Annotated in this window: 17 protein-coding genes, 1 tRNA gene and 1 pseudogene; 9 read left to right on the top strand and 10 right to left on the bottom strand. The window is 68.2% G+C overall.

The genetic code is table 11. The features are described from left to right. The first annotated feature begins 17 nt into the window (after window positions 1-17). Window positions 18-761, top strand: coding sequence for a transporter (locus AC3WOE_RS01880; protein ID WP_492687801.1), 744 nt, complete (start codon window positions 18-20; stop codon window positions 759-761). On the opposite strand, the gene AC3WOE_RS01875 is transcribed toward AC3WOE_RS01880, so the two are convergent. Then, window positions 762-1,895: a beta-ketoacyl-ACP synthase III gene (locus tag AC3WOE_RS01875; RefSeq protein WP_492687800.1), complete on the bottom strand. Its 1,134-nt coding sequence runs from the start codon at window positions 1,893-1,895 to the stop codon at window positions 762-764. An 84-nt stretch (window positions 1,896-1,979) separates the two neighbouring features. Here AC3WOE_RS01875 and AC3WOE_RS01870 point away from each other — a divergent pair, with 84 nt between their 5' ends. Then, window positions 1,980-3,287, top strand: coding sequence for a DUF3422 family protein (locus AC3WOE_RS01870; RefSeq protein ID WP_492687799.1), 1,308 nt, complete (start codon window positions 1,980-1,982; stop codon window positions 3,285-3,287). Here the strand turns inward: AC3WOE_RS01870 and AC3WOE_RS01865 are convergent. Next, window positions 3,277-4,038, bottom strand: a complete 762-nt coding sequence (locus AC3WOE_RS01865) for a DeoR/GlpR family DNA-binding transcription regulator (protein WP_492687798.1) — start codon at window positions 4,036-4,038, stop codon at window positions 3,277-3,279. The genes AC3WOE_RS01870 and AC3WOE_RS01865 overlap by 11 nt on opposite strands. Before the next feature lie 60 nt (window positions 4,039-4,098). On the opposite strand from AC3WOE_RS01865, the pseudogene AC3WOE_RS01860 reads away from it, so the two are divergent. From AC3WOE_RS01860 to AC3WOE_RS01850, 3 genes and pseudogenes are all read left to right on the top strand, one after another. Continuing rightward, a pseudogene (locus tag AC3WOE_RS01860) lies at window positions 4,099-4,701 on the top strand (GDP-mannose pyrophosphatase); the annotation flags it as partial. A 528-nt stretch (window positions 4,702-5,229) separates the two neighbouring features. After that, window positions 5,230-6,207 (top strand): GMP reductase, encoded by a 978-nt coding sequence (locus AC3WOE_RS01855; RefSeq protein ID WP_492687797.1) that lies wholly within the window; start codon window positions 5,230-5,232, stop codon window positions 6,205-6,207. 100 nt (window positions 6,208-6,307) lie between these two features. Beyond that, window positions 6,308-7,807 (top strand): amidase, encoded by a 1,500-nt coding sequence (locus AC3WOE_RS01850; protein ID WP_492687796.1) that lies wholly within the window; start codon window positions 6,308-6,310, stop codon window positions 7,805-7,807. On the opposite strand, the gene AC3WOE_RS01845 is transcribed toward AC3WOE_RS01850, so the two are convergent. From AC3WOE_RS01845 to AC3WOE_RS01830, 4 genes are read right to left on the bottom strand one after another with little or no spacing between them, the layout of a single operon-like run. Then, window positions 7,800-8,876 (bottom strand): sensor histidine kinase, encoded by a 1,077-nt coding sequence (locus AC3WOE_RS01845; RefSeq protein WP_492687795.1) that lies wholly within the window; start codon window positions 8,874-8,876, stop codon window positions 7,800-7,802. The two genes, AC3WOE_RS01850 and AC3WOE_RS01845, sit on opposite strands and share 8 nt — an antisense overlap. Beyond that, on the bottom strand, window positions 8,873-9,583 hold the full coding sequence (locus AC3WOE_RS01840; RefSeq protein ID WP_492687794.1) for a response regulator transcription factor: 711 nt from the start codon (window positions 9,581-9,583) through the stop codon (window positions 8,873-8,875). The genes AC3WOE_RS01845 and AC3WOE_RS01840 overlap by 4 nt, the downstream gene beginning before the upstream one ends. Before the next feature lie 7 nt (window positions 9,584-9,590). Then, the gene (locus AC3WOE_RS01835; protein ID WP_492687793.1) at window positions 9,591-9,878 is read right to left on the bottom strand and encodes an ATP-binding protein; all 288 of its coding nucleotides are present in this window, start codon (window positions 9,876-9,878) and stop codon (window positions 9,591-9,593) included. After that, window positions 9,878-10,327, bottom strand: coding sequence for a hypothetical protein (locus AC3WOE_RS01830; protein WP_492687792.1), 450 nt, complete (start codon window positions 10,325-10,327; stop codon window positions 9,878-9,880). The genes AC3WOE_RS01835 and AC3WOE_RS01830 overlap by 1 nt, the downstream gene beginning before the upstream one ends. Window positions 10,328-10,636: 309 nt before the next feature. Here AC3WOE_RS01830 and AC3WOE_RS01825 point away from each other — a divergent pair, with 309 nt between their 5' ends. Continuing rightward, complete coding sequence (locus AC3WOE_RS01825; RefSeq protein WP_492687791.1) at window positions 10,637-12,388, top strand: CocE/NonD family hydrolase; 1,752 nt, start codon at window positions 10,637-10,639, stop codon at window positions 12,386-12,388. A gap of 94 nt (window positions 12,389-12,482) precedes the next feature. Then, on the top strand, window positions 12,483-15,296 hold the full coding sequence (locus AC3WOE_RS01820) for a valine--tRNA ligase (protein WP_492687790.1): 2,814 nt from the start codon (window positions 12,483-12,485) through the stop codon (window positions 15,294-15,296). Window positions 15,297-15,300: 4 nt separating this feature from the next. Here AC3WOE_RS01820 and AC3WOE_RS01815 read toward each other — a convergent pair whose 3' ends face one another. After that, window positions 15,301-16,254, bottom strand: a complete 954-nt coding sequence (locus tag AC3WOE_RS01815) for an NAD(P)-dependent oxidoreductase (RefSeq protein ID WP_492687789.1) — start codon at window positions 16,252-16,254, stop codon at window positions 15,301-15,303. 79 nt (window positions 16,255-16,333) lie between these two features. Between AC3WOE_RS01815 and galU the strand changes: the two genes are divergently transcribed. Then, window positions 16,334-17,233 carry a UTP--glucose-1-phosphate uridylyltransferase GalU gene (gene galU / locus AC3WOE_RS01810; protein WP_492687788.1) on the top strand — a complete coding sequence of 300 codons (900 nt, stop codon included), beginning with the start codon at window positions 16,334-16,336 and terminating at the stop codon, window positions 17,231-17,233. Between the two features lie 64 nt (window positions 17,234-17,297). On the opposite strand, the gene AC3WOE_RS01805 is transcribed toward galU, so the two are convergent. Genes AC3WOE_RS01805 through cysM form a run of 3 tightly spaced genes read right to left on the bottom strand, consistent with a single transcriptional unit; the run spans window position 17,298 to window position 18,965 of the window. After that, window positions 17,298-17,525, bottom strand: coding sequence for a sulfurtransferase TusA family protein (locus AC3WOE_RS01805; protein WP_057299823.1), 228 nt, complete (start codon window positions 17,523-17,525; stop codon window positions 17,298-17,300). 4 nt (window positions 17,526-17,529) lie between these two features. Beyond that, window positions 17,530-18,072 (bottom strand): NUDIX domain-containing protein, encoded by a 543-nt coding sequence (locus AC3WOE_RS01800; protein WP_492687787.1) that lies wholly within the window; start codon window positions 18,070-18,072, stop codon window positions 17,530-17,532. Further along, complete coding sequence (gene cysM, locus AC3WOE_RS01795) at window positions 18,069-18,965, bottom strand: cysteine synthase CysM (protein ID WP_492687786.1); 897 nt, start codon at window positions 18,963-18,965, stop codon at window positions 18,069-18,071. The genes AC3WOE_RS01800 and cysM overlap by 4 nt, the downstream gene beginning before the upstream one ends. Window positions 18,966-19,059: 94 nt before the next feature. Between cysM and AC3WOE_RS01790 the strand changes: the two genes are divergently transcribed. Beyond that, window positions 19,060-19,144, top strand: a tRNA-Leu gene (locus AC3WOE_RS01790). Window positions 19,145-19,201 lie beyond the last annotated feature (57 nt).

The raw sequence follows: 19,201 nt of genomic DNA, 5'->3' as shown, positions 1-19,201 counted from the left end.
TGGCAAGAATGGACGTCATGAAAACCCTCAGCCTTGCATTGCTGCTGTGCGCCAGCGCCGCTTACGCCGGCGACGACGCCATTTCCCCGGACCGGCCCGATTTCACCAACGGCCCCGATGTGATGGCCGCAGGCCGTTTCCAGATCGAGACCAGCGGCGCCTGGCAGAAGGACGCTTCCACGCGGCTGCGCTCGACACCGACGCTGCTGCGCTTGGGGCTGGGCCATGACTTCGAGCTGCGGCTGGACAGCGACGGCGCCCTGCGCCAGCGCAATCCGGACGCCAGCGGCCGCGGCGACCTCGGCCTGGGCTTCAAGTGGCAGCTGCAGGACGGCGACGAGAGCAAACCCGGCCTGGGCCTGCTGGTCGATGTGAAGACGCCCAGCGGCAGCGGCGTGTTCAAGGGCCATGGCTTGAGACCGAGCGTGAACTTCCTGGCGCAATGGGAACTGCCCGGAGGCTACTCGCTGGGCACCATGGCCGGCCTCCTCACCGACCGCAACGATGCCGACCAACGCTACACGGCCGCCGTGCTGTCGGCCAGCCTCGGCATCCCGTTGGGCGACAAGCTGCACGGCTTTGCCGAGATCGCCGGCCAGCAGATCGCGTCCAGCCGCAACGGCGGCAATGTCGTCACCGCCGGCACCGGCCTGGCCTGGCAGGTCACGAACGACGCCCAGCTCGACGCGGCCGTCTTCCGCGGCCTGAACCACAACACGCCCGACTGGGCCTGGACCGTCGGCCTGTCGCTGCGGTTCTGATCAGCGCTTCTTGACGACCACGCTGCCGATGGAATAACCCGCACCGAAGGAGCAGATCACGCCCGTGTCGCCGGCCTGCAGATCGCCGCGGTGGTGGTGGAAGGCGATGATGGAACCGGCCGAGGCCGTGTTGGCGTATTCGTTCAGGATCAGCGGCGCGACATCGTCGCCGGCATCCGCACCCACCAGCTTCTTGATGACGAGCTGGTTCATGCCCTGGTTGGCCTGGTGCAGCCAGTAGCGGCGCATCTGCGTCGGCTCCAGGCCAAGCTTGTGCAGGTGGGCCTCGATGTGGGCGGCGGCCATGGGCACGACTTCCTTGAAGACCTTGCGGCCCTCCTGGTAGAAGGTCAGGTCGCGGTCGCTGGGTTCGCGGTCCTCGGCGCGATTCATGAAGCCGAAGTTGTTGCGGATATTGCTGCTGAACTGGGTGGCGAGCTGGGTGCCGAGGATTTCCCACTGGTCCGGACCCGTGGCGTCTTCAGCGCGCTCGACGATCAGCGCCGTGCAGACGTCGCCGAAGATGAAGTGGCAATCGCGGTCGCGCCATTCCAGGTGGGCCGAGGTGATCTCGGGGTTGACCACCAGCACGCACTTGGAAGCCCCGGAGCGCACCGCGTTGAAGGCCTGTTCCAACGCGAAGGTGGCCGAGGAGCAGGCCACGTTCATGTCGAAGCCGTAGCCACCGGCTCCCAGGGCCTGCTGGATCTCGACCGCCATGGCCGGGTAGGCGCGCTGCATATTGGCACTCGAACAAAGCACGGCGTCCACGTCCGCACCGGTCTTGCCGGCCTGTTCCAGCGCCTTGCGGGCGGCGTCGGCGGCAATCTCGGCCATCAGCGAGATCTCGTTGTCGCCGCGCGGCGTGAAGCGCGGATACATGCGGGCCGGATCCAGCACGCCGTCCTTGTCGATGACGTAGCGCTGCTTGATGCCCGAGGCCTTCTCGATGAATTCGACGCTGGAGTGTGTCAAGGCGGCCCGCTCGCCGGCCGCGATGGCCTCGGCATGCTCCGCGTTCTGCAGGTCGGCATAGGCATTGAAGGCCTCGACCAGCTCGGCATTGGTGATGACGTGGGGCGGGCGGTAGATGCCGGTGCCGGAAATGACGACGGGCGGGAATGAAGCTTGCATGAGGAGGACGCCCTGTTGATGTACGAAGCCTGAAATTTTATCGAGCCAACATGGGGCGCCGTCTAAGCACTAGCCTGGGGACCCATGCACGAAGACAGCCTACTCCCTCCCGACGACGCCCTGCGCCTGGCCCTGCACAACGAGGTGCACGCCCGCCCGCCGGCACGCATCCGGCTGCCGGCCGTCATCGTGCACATCGCGGTGCTGAACGACGGCGTCACGCGAGCCGACGAACACACCCACCTGCGCCAGCTGCCCGGCCAGCACGAGCTCGCCCTGGAGGCGCTGAACGCCAACTTCCTGCGCCTGCGCTGCGGCGAGTTCTCGCTGAAGTGGGAGCGCCATGCCGAGTTCACGCGCTATTCCGTCGTGCAGCCCCTGCCGGCCGATGCCGAGCCCAGCGCCCAGACCCTGGATGCGCTGGCCCTGCGCGTGGCGCCGGACTGGCTGGGCCGCATCCCGGGCCGCACCTTCGCCGCCATCAAGCTGGTCATGATCGAGCGACCGCTCACCTTCACGCCCAGCGCCCTGGCCGAAGCCCAGGCCTGGTTCGGCGCCCACGCCGTCGTCGCGTCCACCATGGGCGGGCATTCCCTGGTGGTGACGGATTTCTGCCTGCGCGCGACCGGCTTCGAGCACATGGTGGTGCTGACCGAGCCCGGCACCTCCGCCACCCGCGCCGGCCGCGTCAGCCAACGCCTGCTGGAGCTGGAAACCTACCGGCTGATGGCCTTGCGCGGCCTGCCGGCAGCCAAGTCGCTGGGCGGCACGCTGGCCGAGGTCGAGGCGACGCTGGCCAACATCACGGCGCGGCTGGAGCAGCGCGGGGCGTCCGAGGCCGAGCTGCTGGACGACCTGATCTCGACGGCCGCCCGCATCGAGCATGCGACGGCCTCGCACCAGTACCGTTTCGCTGCGACGCAGGCCTATCACGCCATCGTCGAGACCCGCATCGACGAGTTGCACGAAGGCAAGGTGGCCGGCACGCAGTCGCTGGGCGAATTCATGCAGCGGCGGCTGTCGCCGGCCATGGCGACGGTCAACGCGACGGCGCAACGCTTGGCCGGGCTGTCGCAGCGCATCTCACGCGCCAGCGCGCTGCTGCGCACGCGGGTCGACATCGCCACCGAGGCGCAGAACCAGCAATTGCTGGCCCAGCTCAACAGCGGCCAGGCCACCCAGCTGCGCATGCAGGCCACCGTCGAGGGCCTGTCCATCGCGGCCATCACCTATTACGTGGTCAGCCTGCTGCTCTACTTCTTCAAGGCCTTGAAGGCCGAGGGCTGGTTGCCGGTACAGCCGGAGCTGGCGGCCGGCGCGGCGATTCCCGTCGTGCTGTTCGCCGTCTGGCAGACGACGCGGCGCATCCACCGCAAGTTCTTCAAGCACTGACGGTGACGATCTCCAGGCCCGGTTGGCGCAAGGCGTCGAGCTGGGCCGCGCCGGCCTGCGGCGTGACGAGCAGCGTCGACAAGGCCGACAGCGGCGCCACGCGATAGGGCGAGACCTTGCCCAGCTTGTCGCTGCTGGCCATCAGCACGGTCTCGGCGGCGCTGACCATCAGCAAGGCCTTGACCTGGGCCTCCTCGGCGTCACCGGTGGACAGGCCGAAGCCCGCGTCCACGCCGGTCACACCGAGAAAATAGCAGTCGGCCCGCAGCGCCTGGATGGCCTGGGCCACGCCAGCGCCGACGGCCACGCCGGAATGCTTGAAAAGGCGCCCGCCCAGCATCAGCACCTCCACCGTCGGATGCTCGATCAGCGCCGCGGCGATGACGGGGCTGTGCGTGGCGATGGTCGCGCGCAGCGTGGCGGGCAGCTGCCGCACCATGGCCAGCGTGCTGGTGCCGCCGTCGACGAAGACGAGCTGGCCGTCTGCGATCAGCGATGCCGCATGGCGCCCCAGCGCCTGCTTCTCGTCGACGGCGATGACGCTGCGCCGCGCCAGGTTGGCCAACGCCGGCGACAGCGGTAGCGCACCGCCGTGCACGCGCTGCAGCGCGCCGCGGGCGGAGAGGTCGCGCAGGTCGCGACGGATGGTGTCCTCCGACACGGCCAGCCGCTCGGCCAGCTCGCGCGCCAGCACGCGACCGCTGCGCTGCAGTTCTTCCAGGATGGCCAGGTGGCGTTGTTCGGTCAGCATCTGTGGGCTTGCATGGTTTTGCGTTATTTTGCATGATTCAAATTCAATTCAGGAAATTTCATGCAAACACCGGCTCAAACCCGCATCGCCGACCTGCCCCTGCCCGACCGCGTGCGCGTCCAGCAGGTGCGCCTGCTGTCCGACAACTGGTACACGCTGAAGACCACTCGCTTCGACTTCCTGCGCAGCGACGGGCAGTGGCAGAGCCAGGACCGCGAAACCTATGACCGCGGCAATGGCGCCTGCATCCTGCTCTACCAGCGCGCGCGCCGCCGCGTGCTGCTGACGCGGCAGTTCCGTTACCCGGTCTTCGTCAATGGCTGGCAAGAGCTGATGGTGGAGGCCGTGGCCGGCCTGCTGGACGAGGCCGACCCGCTGAGCTGCATCCGCGCCGAAGCCGAGCAGGAAGCCGGCGTGCGCCTGCGCGAGGCCCGGCCGCTGTTCGAGGCCTATATGAGCCCGGGCTCGGTGACCGAGAAGCTGCACTTCTTCGCCGCCGAGTACGGCGACGACGACCTGGTGGGCGAAGGCGGCGGCCTCGTCAACGAAGGCGAGGACATCGCCCGCTTCGAGATCGGCTTCGACGAGGCCATGCACCAGGTCGACGCCGGCCAGATCGTCGACGCCAAGACGATCATGCTGCTGCGCTGGGCCGAGCGGCATGTCTTCGGGCCGCCGCCGAAGACGGGGCCGTTGCTGGTCTTCATCGCCGGGCCCTACCGCAGCGGCACGGGAGATCGCGAGGACCTCATCGCCGCCAACGTCAAGGCCATGCAGGACGCCGCCGTGCGAGTCGCGGCCCTGGGACATGTGCCGGTGCTGGGCGAGTGGGTCACGCTGCCTCTCATCGAAGCCACGGGCGGCCAACGCGGCGATGCGATCTGGGACCGCTATTTCCACCCTCATGCCCAGGCCGTGCTGGAGCGCTGCGACCTTTTGCTGCGCATCGGCGGCGACTCGGTTGGCGCCGATGCCATGGTCCAAGCCGCATTGGCCCGCAACCTGACGGTGATTCACGATCTCGATTCACTCGTCGCGCGGCCTGCGTAGAATCAATCACCGGGCCCAAATTTGGCGTCCGGTTTTTTTTGTCCGCAGCAGAAACGGACGAAGAGCCGGCAGAGCCAGTCAAGCGCTCGCAGCCCAGGCACGCACTGCAATAACGCGCGCCGCAACTTGCGAACTTGAATCATGGAAATCTTCGACTACGACAACATCCTGCTGCTGCCGCGCAAATGCCGCGTGGAAAGCCGCTCCGACTGCGACACCTCCGTGCAGTTCGGCCCGCACCGCTTCAAGCTGCCGGTCGTGCCCGCCAACATGAAGACCGTCGTGGACGAGCCCATCACCGAGCTGCTGGCCCGCGAGGGCTACTTCTACGTGATGCACCGCTTCGACCTCGACAGCCTGGCCTATGCCAAGGACATGCGCGACAAGGGCCTGCTCGTCTCGCTGAGCGTGGGCGTCAAGCCGGCCGACTTCGAACTGGTCGACAAGCTCGCCGCCGAAGGTGTCGGCGCCGACTACCTGACCATCGACATCGCCCACGGCCATGCCGAGAGCGTGCAGCGCATGATCGCCCACATCAAGCACAAGCTGCCCGAGACCTTCGTCATCGCCGGCAATGTCGGCACGCCCGAAGGCGTCATCGACCTGGAGAACTGGGGTGCGGACGCGACCAAGGTCGGCGTGGGCCCGGGCAAGGTCTGCATCACGCGGCTGAAGACGGGCTTCGGCACCGGCGGCTGGCAGCTGTCGGCGCTGAAGTGGTGCTCGCGCGTGGCCACCAAGCCCATCGTGGCCGACGGCGGCATCCGCCACCATGGCGACATCGCCAAGAGCGTGCGCTTCGGTGCATCCATGGTCATGGTCGGCTCGCTGTTCGCGGGCCATGAAGAGTCGCCCGGCACGACGGTCGAGGTCGACGGCAAGCTCTACAAGGAGTACTACGGCTCGGCCAGCGACTTCAACAAGGGCGAATACCGCCATGTCGAAGGCAAGCGCATCCTGGAGCCGGTCAAGGGCAAGTTCGCCGACACGCTGCGCGAGATGCAGGAAGACCTGCAAAGCTCGATCTCCTATGCAGGCGGCACGCAGCTGGCGGACCTGAAGAAGGTCAACTACGTCATTCTTGGCGGAGAGAATGCGGGCGAACATCTGTTCATGTGATTCCCTGCGGAACGCTGGGGAGCACCTCGCGCTTTGCGCGAGGCCCGCGGGCCGGCGCAGCCAAAATGCGGGCGAACATCTGTTCATGTAAGCCGCACTGATGGACTTCGCCAGCTACCGCCGCCACGACGCCACCTCGCTTGCCGCCGAAGTGGCGGCCGGCAGGGTCAAACCAGAGGCCTTGCTCGACCTGGCTCTGGCTCGCCTGGCCGAAGTCCAACCCCGGCTCAACCCCGTCTGCCGTTTGATGGAAGGCCAGGCCCGCGCCCAGCTCGCGCAGGGCCTGCCCCATGCCCCGCTGGCCGGCGTGCCCTGGCTGATCAAGGACGTGGCCCAGGACTACGCCGGCGTGCCGACGAGCTGGGGCAGCCAGGCCCTCGCCGCCCTGCCGCCGCCGCGCGAACACGCCCATGTCGTGAAGCGCATGCTGGACGCTGGCCTCGTCATCTTCGGCAAGACCAATGCGCCCGAGCTCGGCCTCAAGGGCGTCACCGACCCGCTGGCCTTCGGCCGCAGCAGCAACCCCTGGGACGTGAACCGCACGCCCGGCGGCAGCAGTGGCGGGTCGGCAGCGGCCGTCGCAGCCGGCGTCGTGCCGATGGCGGCGGGCAATGACGGCGGCGGCTCCCTCCGCATCCCGGCGGCCTGCTGCGGGCTGGTCGGGCTCAAGCCTTCGCGGGGTCGTGTCTCCGTCGGGCCGGCGGCCAGCGAAGTCTGGTTCGGCGCCTGCTGCGAAGGGGTCATCTCGCGCAGCGTGCGCGACACCGCCCTGGCCCTGGATGTCCTCAGCGGTCCCGAGCCCGGTGACCCCGTCGCCCTTGCCCGGCCCGCCACGCCCTTCATCGATCAGATGCGCCTGCCACCGCGCCGGCTGCGCATTGCCTGGTGTGCCGACTCTCCCATCGGCGAGCCTGTGCATGACGAAGCCCGGCTGGCCGTCGAGGGCGCGGTCACGCTGCTGCGCAGCCTGGGCCACACCGTCGAGCCGGCCCAACCAGACATCGACGGCCGCGCCCTGGCCAACAGCTTTCTGCACATCTACTTCGGCCAGGTGGCCGCCGCCGTGGACCGCACCGTTGCGCAAGGCGGCCGCGAGGCCGGCTTCGAGCCGCTGACGCGCCTGATCGCCACGCTGGGCCGCGCCACCAGCGCCGCGAAGCTGACGCTGGAGCTGCAGAGGTGGAACGATTTCGGGCGCTGCCTGGCCGCCCTGCATTCGCGCTACGACCTCTACCTGACGCCCACACTGGCCTCGCCACCCGTGCTGCACGGCACCGGCGACACGCCGCCGCTGCAGCTCGCGGCCCTGGGCGTGCTGCGCGCCTCGGGCCTGCTCGGCCTGCTCAAGCGCGCCGGCCTGCTGGACGGCATCGTGCAGCAGATGGCCACCGACAGCCTGCGCCATGTGCCCTTCACCCAGCTCGCCAACCTGACCGGCACGCCGGCCCTCTCGCTGCCGCTGCACTGGACGGCCGACGGCCTGCCGCTGGGCGTTCAGTTCAACGCCGCGTCAGGAGAGGAAGGCCTGCTGCTGCAGCTGGCCGCGGAGCTGGAAGCGGCGCAGCCTTGGTTCGACCGTCTGCCCCCGGCCTTCAGCTGAAACGGATCGAGGCTTCGAAGCCAGGCTCGGCATTGCGCAGCTCGAGCCGCCCGCCATGGGCCTCGGCCACCAGCCTGCACAGGCACAGGCCCAGGCCCACGCCGCCGCCGTGGCGGGTGCGCGCCTCGTCCGGCCGGTAGAAGGGCTGCCCCAACTGAGGCAGCGACTCGGCCGGCACGCCGGGACCGAAGTCGCGCACCGTCAGGCGCACGCCCATGCCATCACGTGCCAGCGTGAGCTGCACGGCCCCGCGAGCCGCATCGTTGTGCCGCAAGGCGTTCTGCACGAGATTGCGCAGGCAGAGCTGCACGCGCAGCCGATCCAGCTTCATCAGCGGCAGATCGGGCTCGATGTGCGGCTCCACGCCTGGTTGAGCCTGCTCCCGCGCCAGCGCGGCGAGATCGCAGTCCGACAGTTGCAGCGCACTGTGCCCACTGCCCAGGCGCTCGCTTTCCAGCAGTGCCGAGATCATGTCGCGCATCTGCGCCAGTTCCTGCAGCAGCGCGTCGCGCGACTCGCCTTCGTCGACCAGCTCGGCATGCAGGCGGGCTCGCGTCAAGGGGCTGCGCAGCTCGTGGCTGATGGCCAGCAGCAGAGCTCGCTTGCCGTCCAGCATGGCCTGGATATCGGCGGCCATCTGGTTGAAGCGCATGGCCAGGTCGCCGATCTCATCGCCATGGATGACGGGCACGCGGTGCGAGAACTCGCCACGCCGGAAGGCCTCGGCGCCCAGGGCCAGCGCATGCAGGGGCCAGACCATGTGGCGGATCATGCCGAAGGCCAGACCCGTGACCACGCACAGCGCGGGCACCGCCCACAGCAGGCCGTAGGGGCTGCCCATGGCGGCCCAGAGGATGAAGCTGCTGAAAAAGGCCAGCAGCATGAAGATGGCGATCAGGCGCGCGCCCAGCGAGTGCTTGAAGCGCTTGTGCTGGTGATGCCAGCGCTGGTGCCAGCGATGCCGCACCCGCCAGCGGTAGTCCCAGTCACGGCCCATGCGCCGGGCGCGCTTGGCCTTCTTGCGCTCCCAGCGCTCACGCCAGCGGTGGTCGTAGGCGTGATGCTTCATGACTTCAATGGCAGGGCAAAGCAGTAGCCAGCGTTGCGCAGGGTCTTGAGCGCCTGCAGCGGCTCCAGCTTGCGGCGCAGGCGGCTGACGAGGATATCGACGGCGCGCGTGAACAGCTCGGCCTCCTGGCCGCGCAGGCGGTTCAGGATGTCGTCTCGCGAGAACACCTTGCCCGGCTCGCGGGCCAGCATCAGCAGCAGCTCGTACTCGGTGCCGGTCAGCTCGATGAGGGCGCCCTCGCCCCTCACCTCGCGACGCGTGGTGTCGATCTCCAGGCCCACGAAGCTGAGCCTGTTCGCGACCTGGGCCACGACGGGCGCGGCCGGCGGCGCAAAGCGCGTGCGGCGCAGGATGGTCTGCAGCCGCGCTGCCAGCTCACGCGGCTCGAAGGGTTTGGGCAGGTAGTCATCGGCGCCCAGCTCCAGGCCGACGACGCGGTCGGTCAGGTCGCCGCGCGCCGTCAGCATCAGGATGGGCATGTCGCGCCAGGCGTCGCTGCCGCCCCGCAGGCGCTTGCAGAACTCGAAGCCATCCATCTCGGGCAGCATGCCGTCGAGGATGAGAGCATCGAAGCGCTCGGCCGCCAGCCGCTCCAGCGCGGCGCTGGGGCGGGTGACGGCTTCGAGCTGGAGGTCGAAGCGCGCCAGGTATTGGGTCAGAGGCCCGGCGAGAGCCTCGTCGTCGTCGATCAGCAGCAGTCGGTGCATGTCGCGATTATTTGGCGCGAACCAGGGTGATGGCTTTCTCGGGACAGGCGCTGACGCAATGACCGCAGGCCTCGCAGGCGGCGGCATTGGGCGTGAAGGCCTGCTCCCAGCCGTGCGCCATGCCGCGCAGCTTGCCGAACAGGTTCAGGTCCTGGCGCTGCCCGGGCGCCAGCTTGCCCAAGGTGAAGACATTGAAGGGGCAGACGGCCACGCAGTCGCCCTTGCCCTCGCAGCGGTTGCGGTCGATGTGGGGCATGAACAGGCCGCGCGGCTGCTTGCCGCAGTGGGCGTCCATCACGAGTTCGCAGCGGCGTCGCCGTGGCGGCGCGAATGGCTGAAGCGCCGCATCATGAAGCGCAGCACCTGGCGCTGCTCGGTGTCCAGCGAATCGAAAAAGTCGGCGAAGGCGCCGATGAGGCCGGGGCCGGCAGCGCGCACCGCATCCAGCTTGGCGTCCAGCAGCTGCTGGGCCGACTCGCGCGGAAACTGCTCGCCGGCGATGAGGCCGACCAGCTCGGGTCCGCGCGCCATGCCCTTCATGGCGTCACGCTGGTTCTGGATCTGCTCGATCCAGGCGGCGAAGCGGCGCTGCTGCTCGTTGTCCAGGTCCAGCTTGGCGCCGACTCGGGCCATAAGGAGGTGGGCGAAACCATCAGCATGGCGGCCGAGATGATGGCCATGGTGGCCGTGGCCAAAGTGGTGATGGAACTCGTGGTGGGCGTGCCAGCGACGAAAAAAGTTCATGGTGTGCTCCGGAGGGCGCTCGAGGCCCGGGGTTGGGATGGCACGCATGTTTCCCGTTAGCGCCTGCCAGAGCATCTCGACGCGGTATCGCCTTTTTTCGTTTTGTTTCGTCCACGGGCCTCGCTAGCACGGCTCGCCGCAACGTCGCCCTCCCCTAACCCGCATGAACGTTCCGCCGCCACAACGTCAAGCATGGCGGGCGGGATTTCCCCAGTCGGCGGCCGGCCAGGACCTCGAAAAATTGAACGAACGGTCGTGCTTTTTTCGGGGGTGGCGACCGTCTTCACATCAACCCCGAGGAGACAAGCCATGAACGTTTCTCTGCAGGGCTGGCGCCGCCGCGCCGCCCGGGGAGCGGCCCTGTTGGGCTGCCTGTTAGCTCTTGGATCCGCCCAGGCCGCCAACCTGAGCTGCCGGGCCGCCACGCCGCTGGAAGCCGTCACCTACACCACGCCGCTGGCCCTGCCCGGCGTGATCTCGCCCAAGGACGGCACCTGCTTCCTCAACGGCCTCAAGGTCACGCGGCCCGACGGCGTGCGCCTGGCGGCCAATGTCTTCCTGCCGGCCGGCGCCAGCAGCGGCTCGGCCACCAAATACCCGACGGTGATCTTCGTCACCAGCTGGGCCGTGGCCGACTTCTTCGAATACCTGGGCCAGCAGCAGCGCCTGGCCCGCGACGGCTATATCGCCGTGGCCTACACGGCCCGCGGCTTCTGGGACTCGGAAGGCACCATCGGCGTCGCCGGCCCGGTGGACGTGGCCGACGTCAGCGGCGTGCTGGACTGGACCCTGGCCCAGACGCCGGCCGACCCGGCCCGCGTCGGCACCGCCGGCATCTCCTATGGCGCCGGCCTGTCGCTGTTGGCCCTGGGCGCCGAGCCGCGGCTGAAGACGGCCGCGGCCCTGTCGGGCTGGGCGACCCTGCTTGACCAGATGTACCGCAACCAGGTGCCCAACCCGACCTGGCTGGACATCCTGCAGATCTCCGGCCAGTTGACCGGCCGCCTGGATCCCCTCGTGGCCGAGTACAACGCCGCCATCCAGAACCCCGACACGCCGGCGTCCAAGCTCGCCGAGATCACCGCCTGGGGCTGGCCGCGCTCGCCGGCCAGCGCCGTGGCGGCCATCAATGCCCGCGGCGCGCCGGTCTTCATCGGCAAGAACTGGCAGGACGACATGTTCTCGCCCAACTCCTCGCTGGCCCTGTTCAGCCAGCTGACTGGGCCCAAGAAGCTGATGCTGCAACCCGGCATCCACGCTTCGGCTGAAATACCGGGCGCGCTGTTCGATGTCGACAACGCGATCTGGGACCAGGCCCACCGCTGGTTCGACCGCTGGCTCAAGGGCCAGGCCAATGGCATCGACAACGAGCCCAAGGTGCTGCTGCAGCCCAAGTTCGCCAGCTACCGGGAGACCCTGTCGACCTGGCCGGCGCCCGAGCTGCGCAACCTGGACTACCAGATCACGCCGCGCGGCGCGGTGCGCTGGGAGCTGGGCTGCTTCTGCTGGCGCGGCATCACCGGCGACCTGCAAACCGGCACCCGCAGCACCAACGGCCGCGACAGCATCAACAACGCTCTGGACACGACGGCCACGACCGGGCCTATCCCCGTGCTATCGCCCCTCGCCGAGAGCGTCGGCCTGCCGGTCATCAACCAGATGACGACCGTGCTGCCGGCCTTCGGCGTGCGCTACGAGGGGCCCTGGCTCAGCCAGGCGCTGAAGCTGCGCGGCGCGCCGACGCTGAAGCTCAAGGCCATCCCGTCGCAGAAGCGCGGCATGCTGGTGGCCTATCTCTATGACGTCGACCTGGTGGGCTTCGGCACGCTGATCACCCATGGCGCCCGCGCCGTGCACGCCGCCACGCCGGGCCAGTCGCAGGACTTCAGCTTCGACATGGTCGCCACCGGCTACGACGTGCCGGCCGGCCACCGCCTGGTGCTGGTCTTCGACACCCAGGACAGCCTCTACGGCCCGCCGGTACGCGCCGGTGAGCGCTTCGACATGGCCCTGGACTTCAGCAGCGGCACGCCGCTGCAACTGAAGCTGCTGACGCGCTGAACCGTCAGAGGGGGCCGCCCAGTGCGGCCCCCTACAATCGCGGGCCCCCGAAAAGCTCTCTTTTCGCCCCAGCTTCACAGCGGGCGACGCCGCGATGACCGAACTTGCCAAGTCCTTCGAACCCGCCGCCCTGGAAGCCCATTGGGGCCCCCAATGGGAAGCCGCCGGCCTCTATGAGCCGACCCTGGACCCGGCCAAGCCCTCCTTCAGCATCCAGCTGCCGCCGCCCAATGTGACCGGCACGCTGCACATGGGCCACGCCTTCAACCAGACGGTGATGGACTCGCTGACGCGCTACCACCGCATGAAGGGCGACAACACGCTGTGGGTGCCGGGCACCGACCACGCCGGCATCGCCACGCAGATCGTCGTCGAGCGCCAGCTGCAGGCCGCCGGCCAGAGCCGCCACGACCTGGGCCGCAAGAACTTCGTCGCCCGCGTCTGGGACTGGAAGCAGGAGAGCGGCAACACCATCACCAGCCAGATGCGCCGCCTGGGCGACTCCGTGAGCTGGGGCCATGAGTACTTCACGATGGACGAGAAGCTCTCGACCGTCGTCGTCGAGACCTTCGTCCGCCTGTTCGAGGAAGGCCTGATCTACCGCGGCAAGCGCCTGGTGAGCTGGGACCCTGTGCTGCAGTCCGCCGTGTCGGACCTCGAGGTGTCGTCGGAAGAGGAAGACGGCTCGCTGTGGCATATCCGCTATCCGCTGGCTGACGGCAGCGGCTCGGTCGTCGTGGCCACCACCCGCCCCGAGACCATGCTGGGCGACGTGGCCGTCATGGTCCATCCCGAGGACGAGCGCTACACCGCCCTGATCGGCAGACAAGTCAAGCTGCCGCTGACGGATCGCGAGATTCCGGTGATCGCCGACGACTACGTGGACCGCGAATTCGGCACCGGCGTCGTCAAGGTCACGCCGGCCCATGACACCAACGACTACGCCGTGGGCCAACGCCACAAGCTGCCGATGATCGCGGTGCTGGACCTGCAGGCCAAGATCAACGATCAAGCCCCCGAGACCTACCGCGGCCTGGACCGCTTCGTCGCCCGCAAGCGCGTGGTGGCCGACCTGGAGGCGCAAGGCCTGCTCGTCGAGGTCAAGAGGCACAAGCTGCAGGTGCCGCGCTGCGAGCGCACCGGCCAGGTCATCGAGCCCATGCTGACCGACCAATGGTTCGTCGCCGTGACCAAGCCCAGCGCCGACGGCAAGAGCATTGCCGACAAGGCCATCGCGGCGGTGGAGACCGGCGCGGTCAAGTTCCACCCCGAGCAGTGGGTCAACACCTACAACCACTGGATGGGCAATCTGCAGGACTGGTGCATCTCGCGCCAGCTGTGGTGGGGCCACCAGATCCCGGCCTGGTATGGCACGGGCGGTGAACTCTTCGTCGCACGCAGCGAGGAAGAAGCGCAAGCCCGCGCCAAGGCCGCCGGCTACCTCGGCGAGCTGACGCGCGACCCCGACGTGCTGGACACCTGGTACTCGTCGGCGCTCGTCCCTTTCTCGACACTGGGCTGGCCGCAGAAGACGCTGGAGCAGGAACTCTTCCTGCCCTCCTCCGTGCTCGTGACCGGCTACGACATCATCTTCTTCTGGGTCGCCCGGATGATCATGATGACGACCCATTTCACCGGACAGGTGCCCTTCAAGGACGTCTACATCCACGGCCTGGTGCGCGATTCGCAGGGCCAGAAGATGAGCAAGTCCGAAGGCAATGTGCTGGACCCGGTCGACCTCATCCAAGGCTGCGACCTCGACACGCTGACGGCCAAATCGACCGTCGGCCTGCGCAAGCCCGAGACGGCGCCCAAGGTGGCCGCCCGCGTGAAGAAGGAATTCCCTGAAGGCATGCCGGCCTATGGCGCCGACGCGCTGCGCTTCACGATGGCGTCTTACGCCTCGCTCGGCCGCAACATCAACTTCGACACCAAGCGCTGCGAGGGCTACCGCAACTTCTGCAACAAGCTCTGGAACGCGACCCGCTTCGTGCTGATGAACACCGAGGGCCAGGACTGTGGCCTCGCCCACGCCGAAGGCCACTGCCCGCCCGGCTACAACAAGTTCAGCCAGGCCGACCGCTGGATCACCAGCGAACTGCAGCGCGTCGAAGCCGTCGTGGCCCAGGGCTTCGCCGAGTACCGCCTCGACAACGTGGCGAACGCCATCTACAGCTTCGTCTGGGACGAGTACTGCGACTGGTATCTGGAGATCGCCAAGGTGCAGATCCAGACCGGTGACGAGAGCCAGCAGCGCGCCACCCGCCGCACGCTGATCCGTGTGCTGGAGACCACGCTGCGCCTGCTGCACCCCATCGCCCCCTTCATCACCGAAGAGCTGTGGCAGACCGTCGCCCCCGTGGCCGGCCGCAAGACCGTCGACTACATCGGCCAGGCGCCCTACCCCGTCGCCCAGCCCGAGCGCATCGACGCCAGTGCGGATGCCTGGATGGCACAGCTGAAGGAAGTCGTCGGCACGACGCGCAGCCTGCGCAGCGAAATGAACCTCAGCCCGAGCGACCGCGTGCCGCTGCTGGTGGGCGGTGACCTCAGCTTCCTGACCGAAGCGGCTGCAGTGCTGAAGGTGCTGGCCAAGCTGGCCGCCGTCGAACTGATTGCCGACGACACCGAGTTCGCCAAGCAGAGCGCGACCTCGCCGGTGCTGCTGCACGGTGCCGCCAAGCTGGCGCTGAAGGTCGAGATCGACGTCGAGGCCGAGCGCACCCGCCTGACCAAGGAGAAGACCCGACTGGAAGGCGAGATCGTCAAGATCGAGGCCAAGCTCGGCAACGAGAGCTTCGTCGCACGAGCGCCGGTTGCCGTCGTCGAGCAGGAGCGCGCTCGCCTGACCGACTACCAGGCCACGGTTGTGCGGCTGACCGAGCAGCTCGCCCGCCTGTCCGCTTGAAGCTTCAGTAGAAGTCGATGGCCGCCTTGCTGGCGGCCTTTTTCTTGTTGCCCCTGGGCGGCGCGCCCAGCAACTCGTCCAGGCCGCGCGCCACCGCCCAGGCGGCGCGCACCCGCGACTCGCGCGTCGTGCCCGCCAAACGCGGCGTCACCTGCAGGGTCGAGACGCCATGCAGCGGCCGGCCCATCTCCAGCCAGCCCGGCTCCAGGCTGTCGAACCAGGCCGCACGCAGCTTGCCGCTGCGCAGGGCCCGGCCCAGGGCGGCCTCCTCGAAGATGCTGGAGTGGCTGAGGCCGACCAGCACCTGGCCGGCCCGCGTGTTCTCCAGCTGGCGCTCGCCGACGAGGCCACGAAAGCGCTCGAAATAGGGCAGCAGCAGCACCACGCCGTCGCTGTGCTCGACGAGGTCGCTCAAGGAGACCGACTCGATGCCCCAGCGCGCCCAGGTCGCGTCGCTGGGATGCATGCCGGGGTCGTAGCCGATGACGCGCGAACCGAAGGCGTGCAGCAGTTGGGCCAGCACCTGGGCGGTCGGCGTCATGCCCAGCACGCCAATCGTGGAGCAACCCAGCTCACGGCCCACCTTGAGGCCGTCGCTGCCTTCCACGGGCACGCGGCGCAGCAGGCTGAGCAGCGCACCGATGGCGAATTCAGCCTCGGCGCTGGCCGTCGAGCTCTGGGAGCGCACCACCTCCACGCCGGCCTTGCGGCAGGCCTCGATGTCGATGTTCTCGGCGCCGCCACTGGCCCGGCCGATGGCGCACAGCGTCGGCGCCCCGCGCAGCAGGTCGGCGTCCACCCTCACCTCGGGCGGCGCGATCAGGGCGCGCGACTCGCGCAAGGCGTCCAGCAGGCCATGCTTGTCGCCAACCAGCTCGGGCGCAAAGCAGGCGTCATGGCGCTCGGCCAGCCACTGCACCACCTCGGCTTCCAACGGTTCCAGGATCAGGACTGTCATTGTTTGTATGTGCCCGACACAAGGGTCAGAGCGTCACAACCCCCGTGACACAATCTTCGCGACCCTGTCAAACCAGTGTATGCCCATGGCCTCCTCGTCCAAATCGCCGATCACCAAAGCCATCTTCCCGGTCGCCGGCCTCGGCACCCGCTTCCTGCCGGCCACCAAGGCACAGCCCAAGGAGATGCTGCCCGTCGTCGACAAGCCGCTGATCCAGTACGCCGTCGAGGAAGCCTATGCGGCCGGCGTGCGCGAGATGATCTTCGTGACCGGCCGCCACAAGCGCCCCATCGAAGACCATTTCGACATGACCTTCGAGCTGGAGGTCGCCCTGGAGCAGTCCGGCAAGCAGGAGCTGCTGGACGTGGTGCGCTCGGTCAAGCCCGATGACATGGAATGCATCTATGTCCGCCAGGCCCAGGCCCTCGGCCTCGGCCACGCCGTGCTCTGCGGCCAGCGCCTGGTGGGCAACGAGCCCTTCGCCGTGCTGCTGGCCGACGACCTGATGGTGGGCCCGACTCCGGACCGGCCCATCCTGAAGCAGATGGTCGAGCAGTTCGCCGACTGGCGCGCCTCCATCCTGGCCGTGCAGGAAGTGCCGGCCGAGCACACCCGCCGCTACGGCATCGTGGCCGGCACGCAGGTCAACGACAACCTGATGGACGTCAACCGCATCGTCGAGAAGCCGGCACCGGAAGTGGCACCGTCACGCCTGGGCGTGGCCGGCCGCTACATCCTGACGCCGGGCGTCTTCCACGAGATCGCCAATCAGCCGCGCGGCGTGGGTGGCGAGATCCAGCTGACCGACGGCATCGCCGGCCTGCTGCGCCGCGAGAAGGTGTTCGCCTACCGCTACGAAGGCAAGCGCTATGACTGCGGCAGCAAGGAAGGTTTCCTGCAGGCCAATGTCGAACTGGCCCTCGCCCACCCGCAACTGGGCCCGGGCTTCCGCGAGTTCCTGAAGGACCTGAATCTCTAAGGCCTTGAGGGACTGACCGAGCGAGCGTAGCGAGCCGCTCTGTCCCCAACTGACTCAGGTTTTCTCAGCGGCGTCGCAAGACGTGGATGAACTCGTCGGCCCGGGTTTCCTGGGCCACGAGTTCATTGCCGGTCTGGCGCGCAAAGGCCTGGAAGTCGCGCGTCGAGCTCGGGTCGGTCGCGACGACGCGCAGCAGCTCGCCGCTCTGCATCTCGGCCAGGGCCTTCTTGGCCTTGAGGATGGGCAGGGGGCAGTTCAGGCCCCGGGTGTCGATCTCGCGTTGGACGTCCATCGCCTCATTCTCGCTTCATGTCTGGGAGGGCTAGCCACTGGGGCTCGATGTTCCTGGACCGCAGCCAGGTCGCCAGCGCCTGGCCCGTGCCCTGGGGCCAGCAGCGCACGTCCTCGGGCGCGATCAGCTTGTACTCGACCAGTTCGGGTGACAGGTGGATCTCGCCACGCGCCGCCGCGTGGTAGGCAATGATGATCTGGTTCATGCGCTGGAAGTCCCAGACGCCGAGCAATTGCAGCGAATCGACCTCCAGCGAAGTCTCCTCGGCGATTTCGCGCCGGATGCCCTCCTCGGGCGATTCGCCGGCCTCCATGAAGCCGGTGATCAGGCCAAAGAAGCGCCCGGGCCAGGCCGCATTGCGCGCCAGCAGCACCCGGCCTTCACGGTCGGTGCATTCGATGACGGCAGCCAGCACGGGGGTCGGGTTGTTCCAGTGCGTGAACGTGCAGGCCGGGCAACGCAGGCGCTCCTTGTCGCCGCCGTCCTCGGCCTGGGTGATCAGGGCCAGTTCGCTCGCGCAGAGCGGGCAGAACTTGAAGGCCGTCATGCAGGGAAGACGCCCGTCGACAGATAGCGGTCGCCGCGGTCGCAGACGATGAAGGCGATGGTCGCGTTCTCGACGCGGCGCGCGATCTGCAGGGCCACCCAGCAGGCGCCAGCCGCCGAGATGCCGGCGAACAGGCCTTCCTCACGGGCGAGGCGGCGCGCCATGTCTTCGGCATCGCTCTGGCTGACCAGCACCAGCTCGTCGATGCCGCTCGGGTCGTAGATCTTGGGCATGTAGGCCTCGGGCCATTTGCGGATGCCCGGGATGCGCGAACCCTCGGCCGGTTGGGCGCCGACGATGCGCACGGCCGGGTTCTGCTCCTTCAGGAAGCGCGACACGCCGGTGATGGTGCCCGTCGTCCCCATGGCGCTGACGAAATGGGTGATCTGGCCGCCGGTGTCTTTCCACAGCTCGGGGCCGGTGTTCTCGTAGTGGGCGCGCGGGTTGTCGGCGTTGGCGAACTGGTCCAGCACCCGACCCTTGCCCTCCTGCGCCATCTGCTCGGCCAGGTCGCGGGCGTATTCCATGCCGCCGGTCCTGGGCGTCAGGATGAGCTCGGCGCCGAAGGCCTTCATGGTCTGGGCGCGCTCGATGGACAGGTCCTCCGGCATGATCAGCACCATGCGGTAGCCGCGGATGGCGGCCGCCATGGCCAGGGCGATGCCGGTGTTGCCCGAGGTCGCCTCGATCAGCGTGTCGCCGGGCTTGATCTCGCCGCGCTCCTCGGCGCGCTTGATCATGCTGATGGCCGGTCTGTCCTTCACCGAGCCGGCCGGGTTGTTGCCCTCCAGCTTGGCCAGGATGACATTGCCGCGGGCGTCGTCGCCGAGCAGGCGCTGCAGTCGCACCAGGGGGGTCGCACCGATGACGTCTTCGAGGGTCGGATAGTTCATGGCGACGATTGTGGCCCCGGTTCAAAGACCAAGCCTTGGCGAGTGCATAATCCAGCCCCTCTCGCCGCGCTGGCGAGTCAGCAGTTTCCGACGGGCCTCGGTGGCGAAATCGGTAGACGCAGGGGACTCAAAATCCCCCGCCGCAAGGTGTGCCGGTTCGAGTCCGGCCCGAGGCACCAACGAAACGGCTGGCCAGTCCCTGGCATACTCAAAATGGTAAGCACCGGCCCTTCCGG

The sequence above is a fragment of the Roseateles sp. FW305-36 genome, from assembly GCF_058787015.1.
The sequence above is the reverse complement of the archived record's forward strand: the minus strand, read 5'-3'. Positions and strand labels throughout refer to the sequence as shown.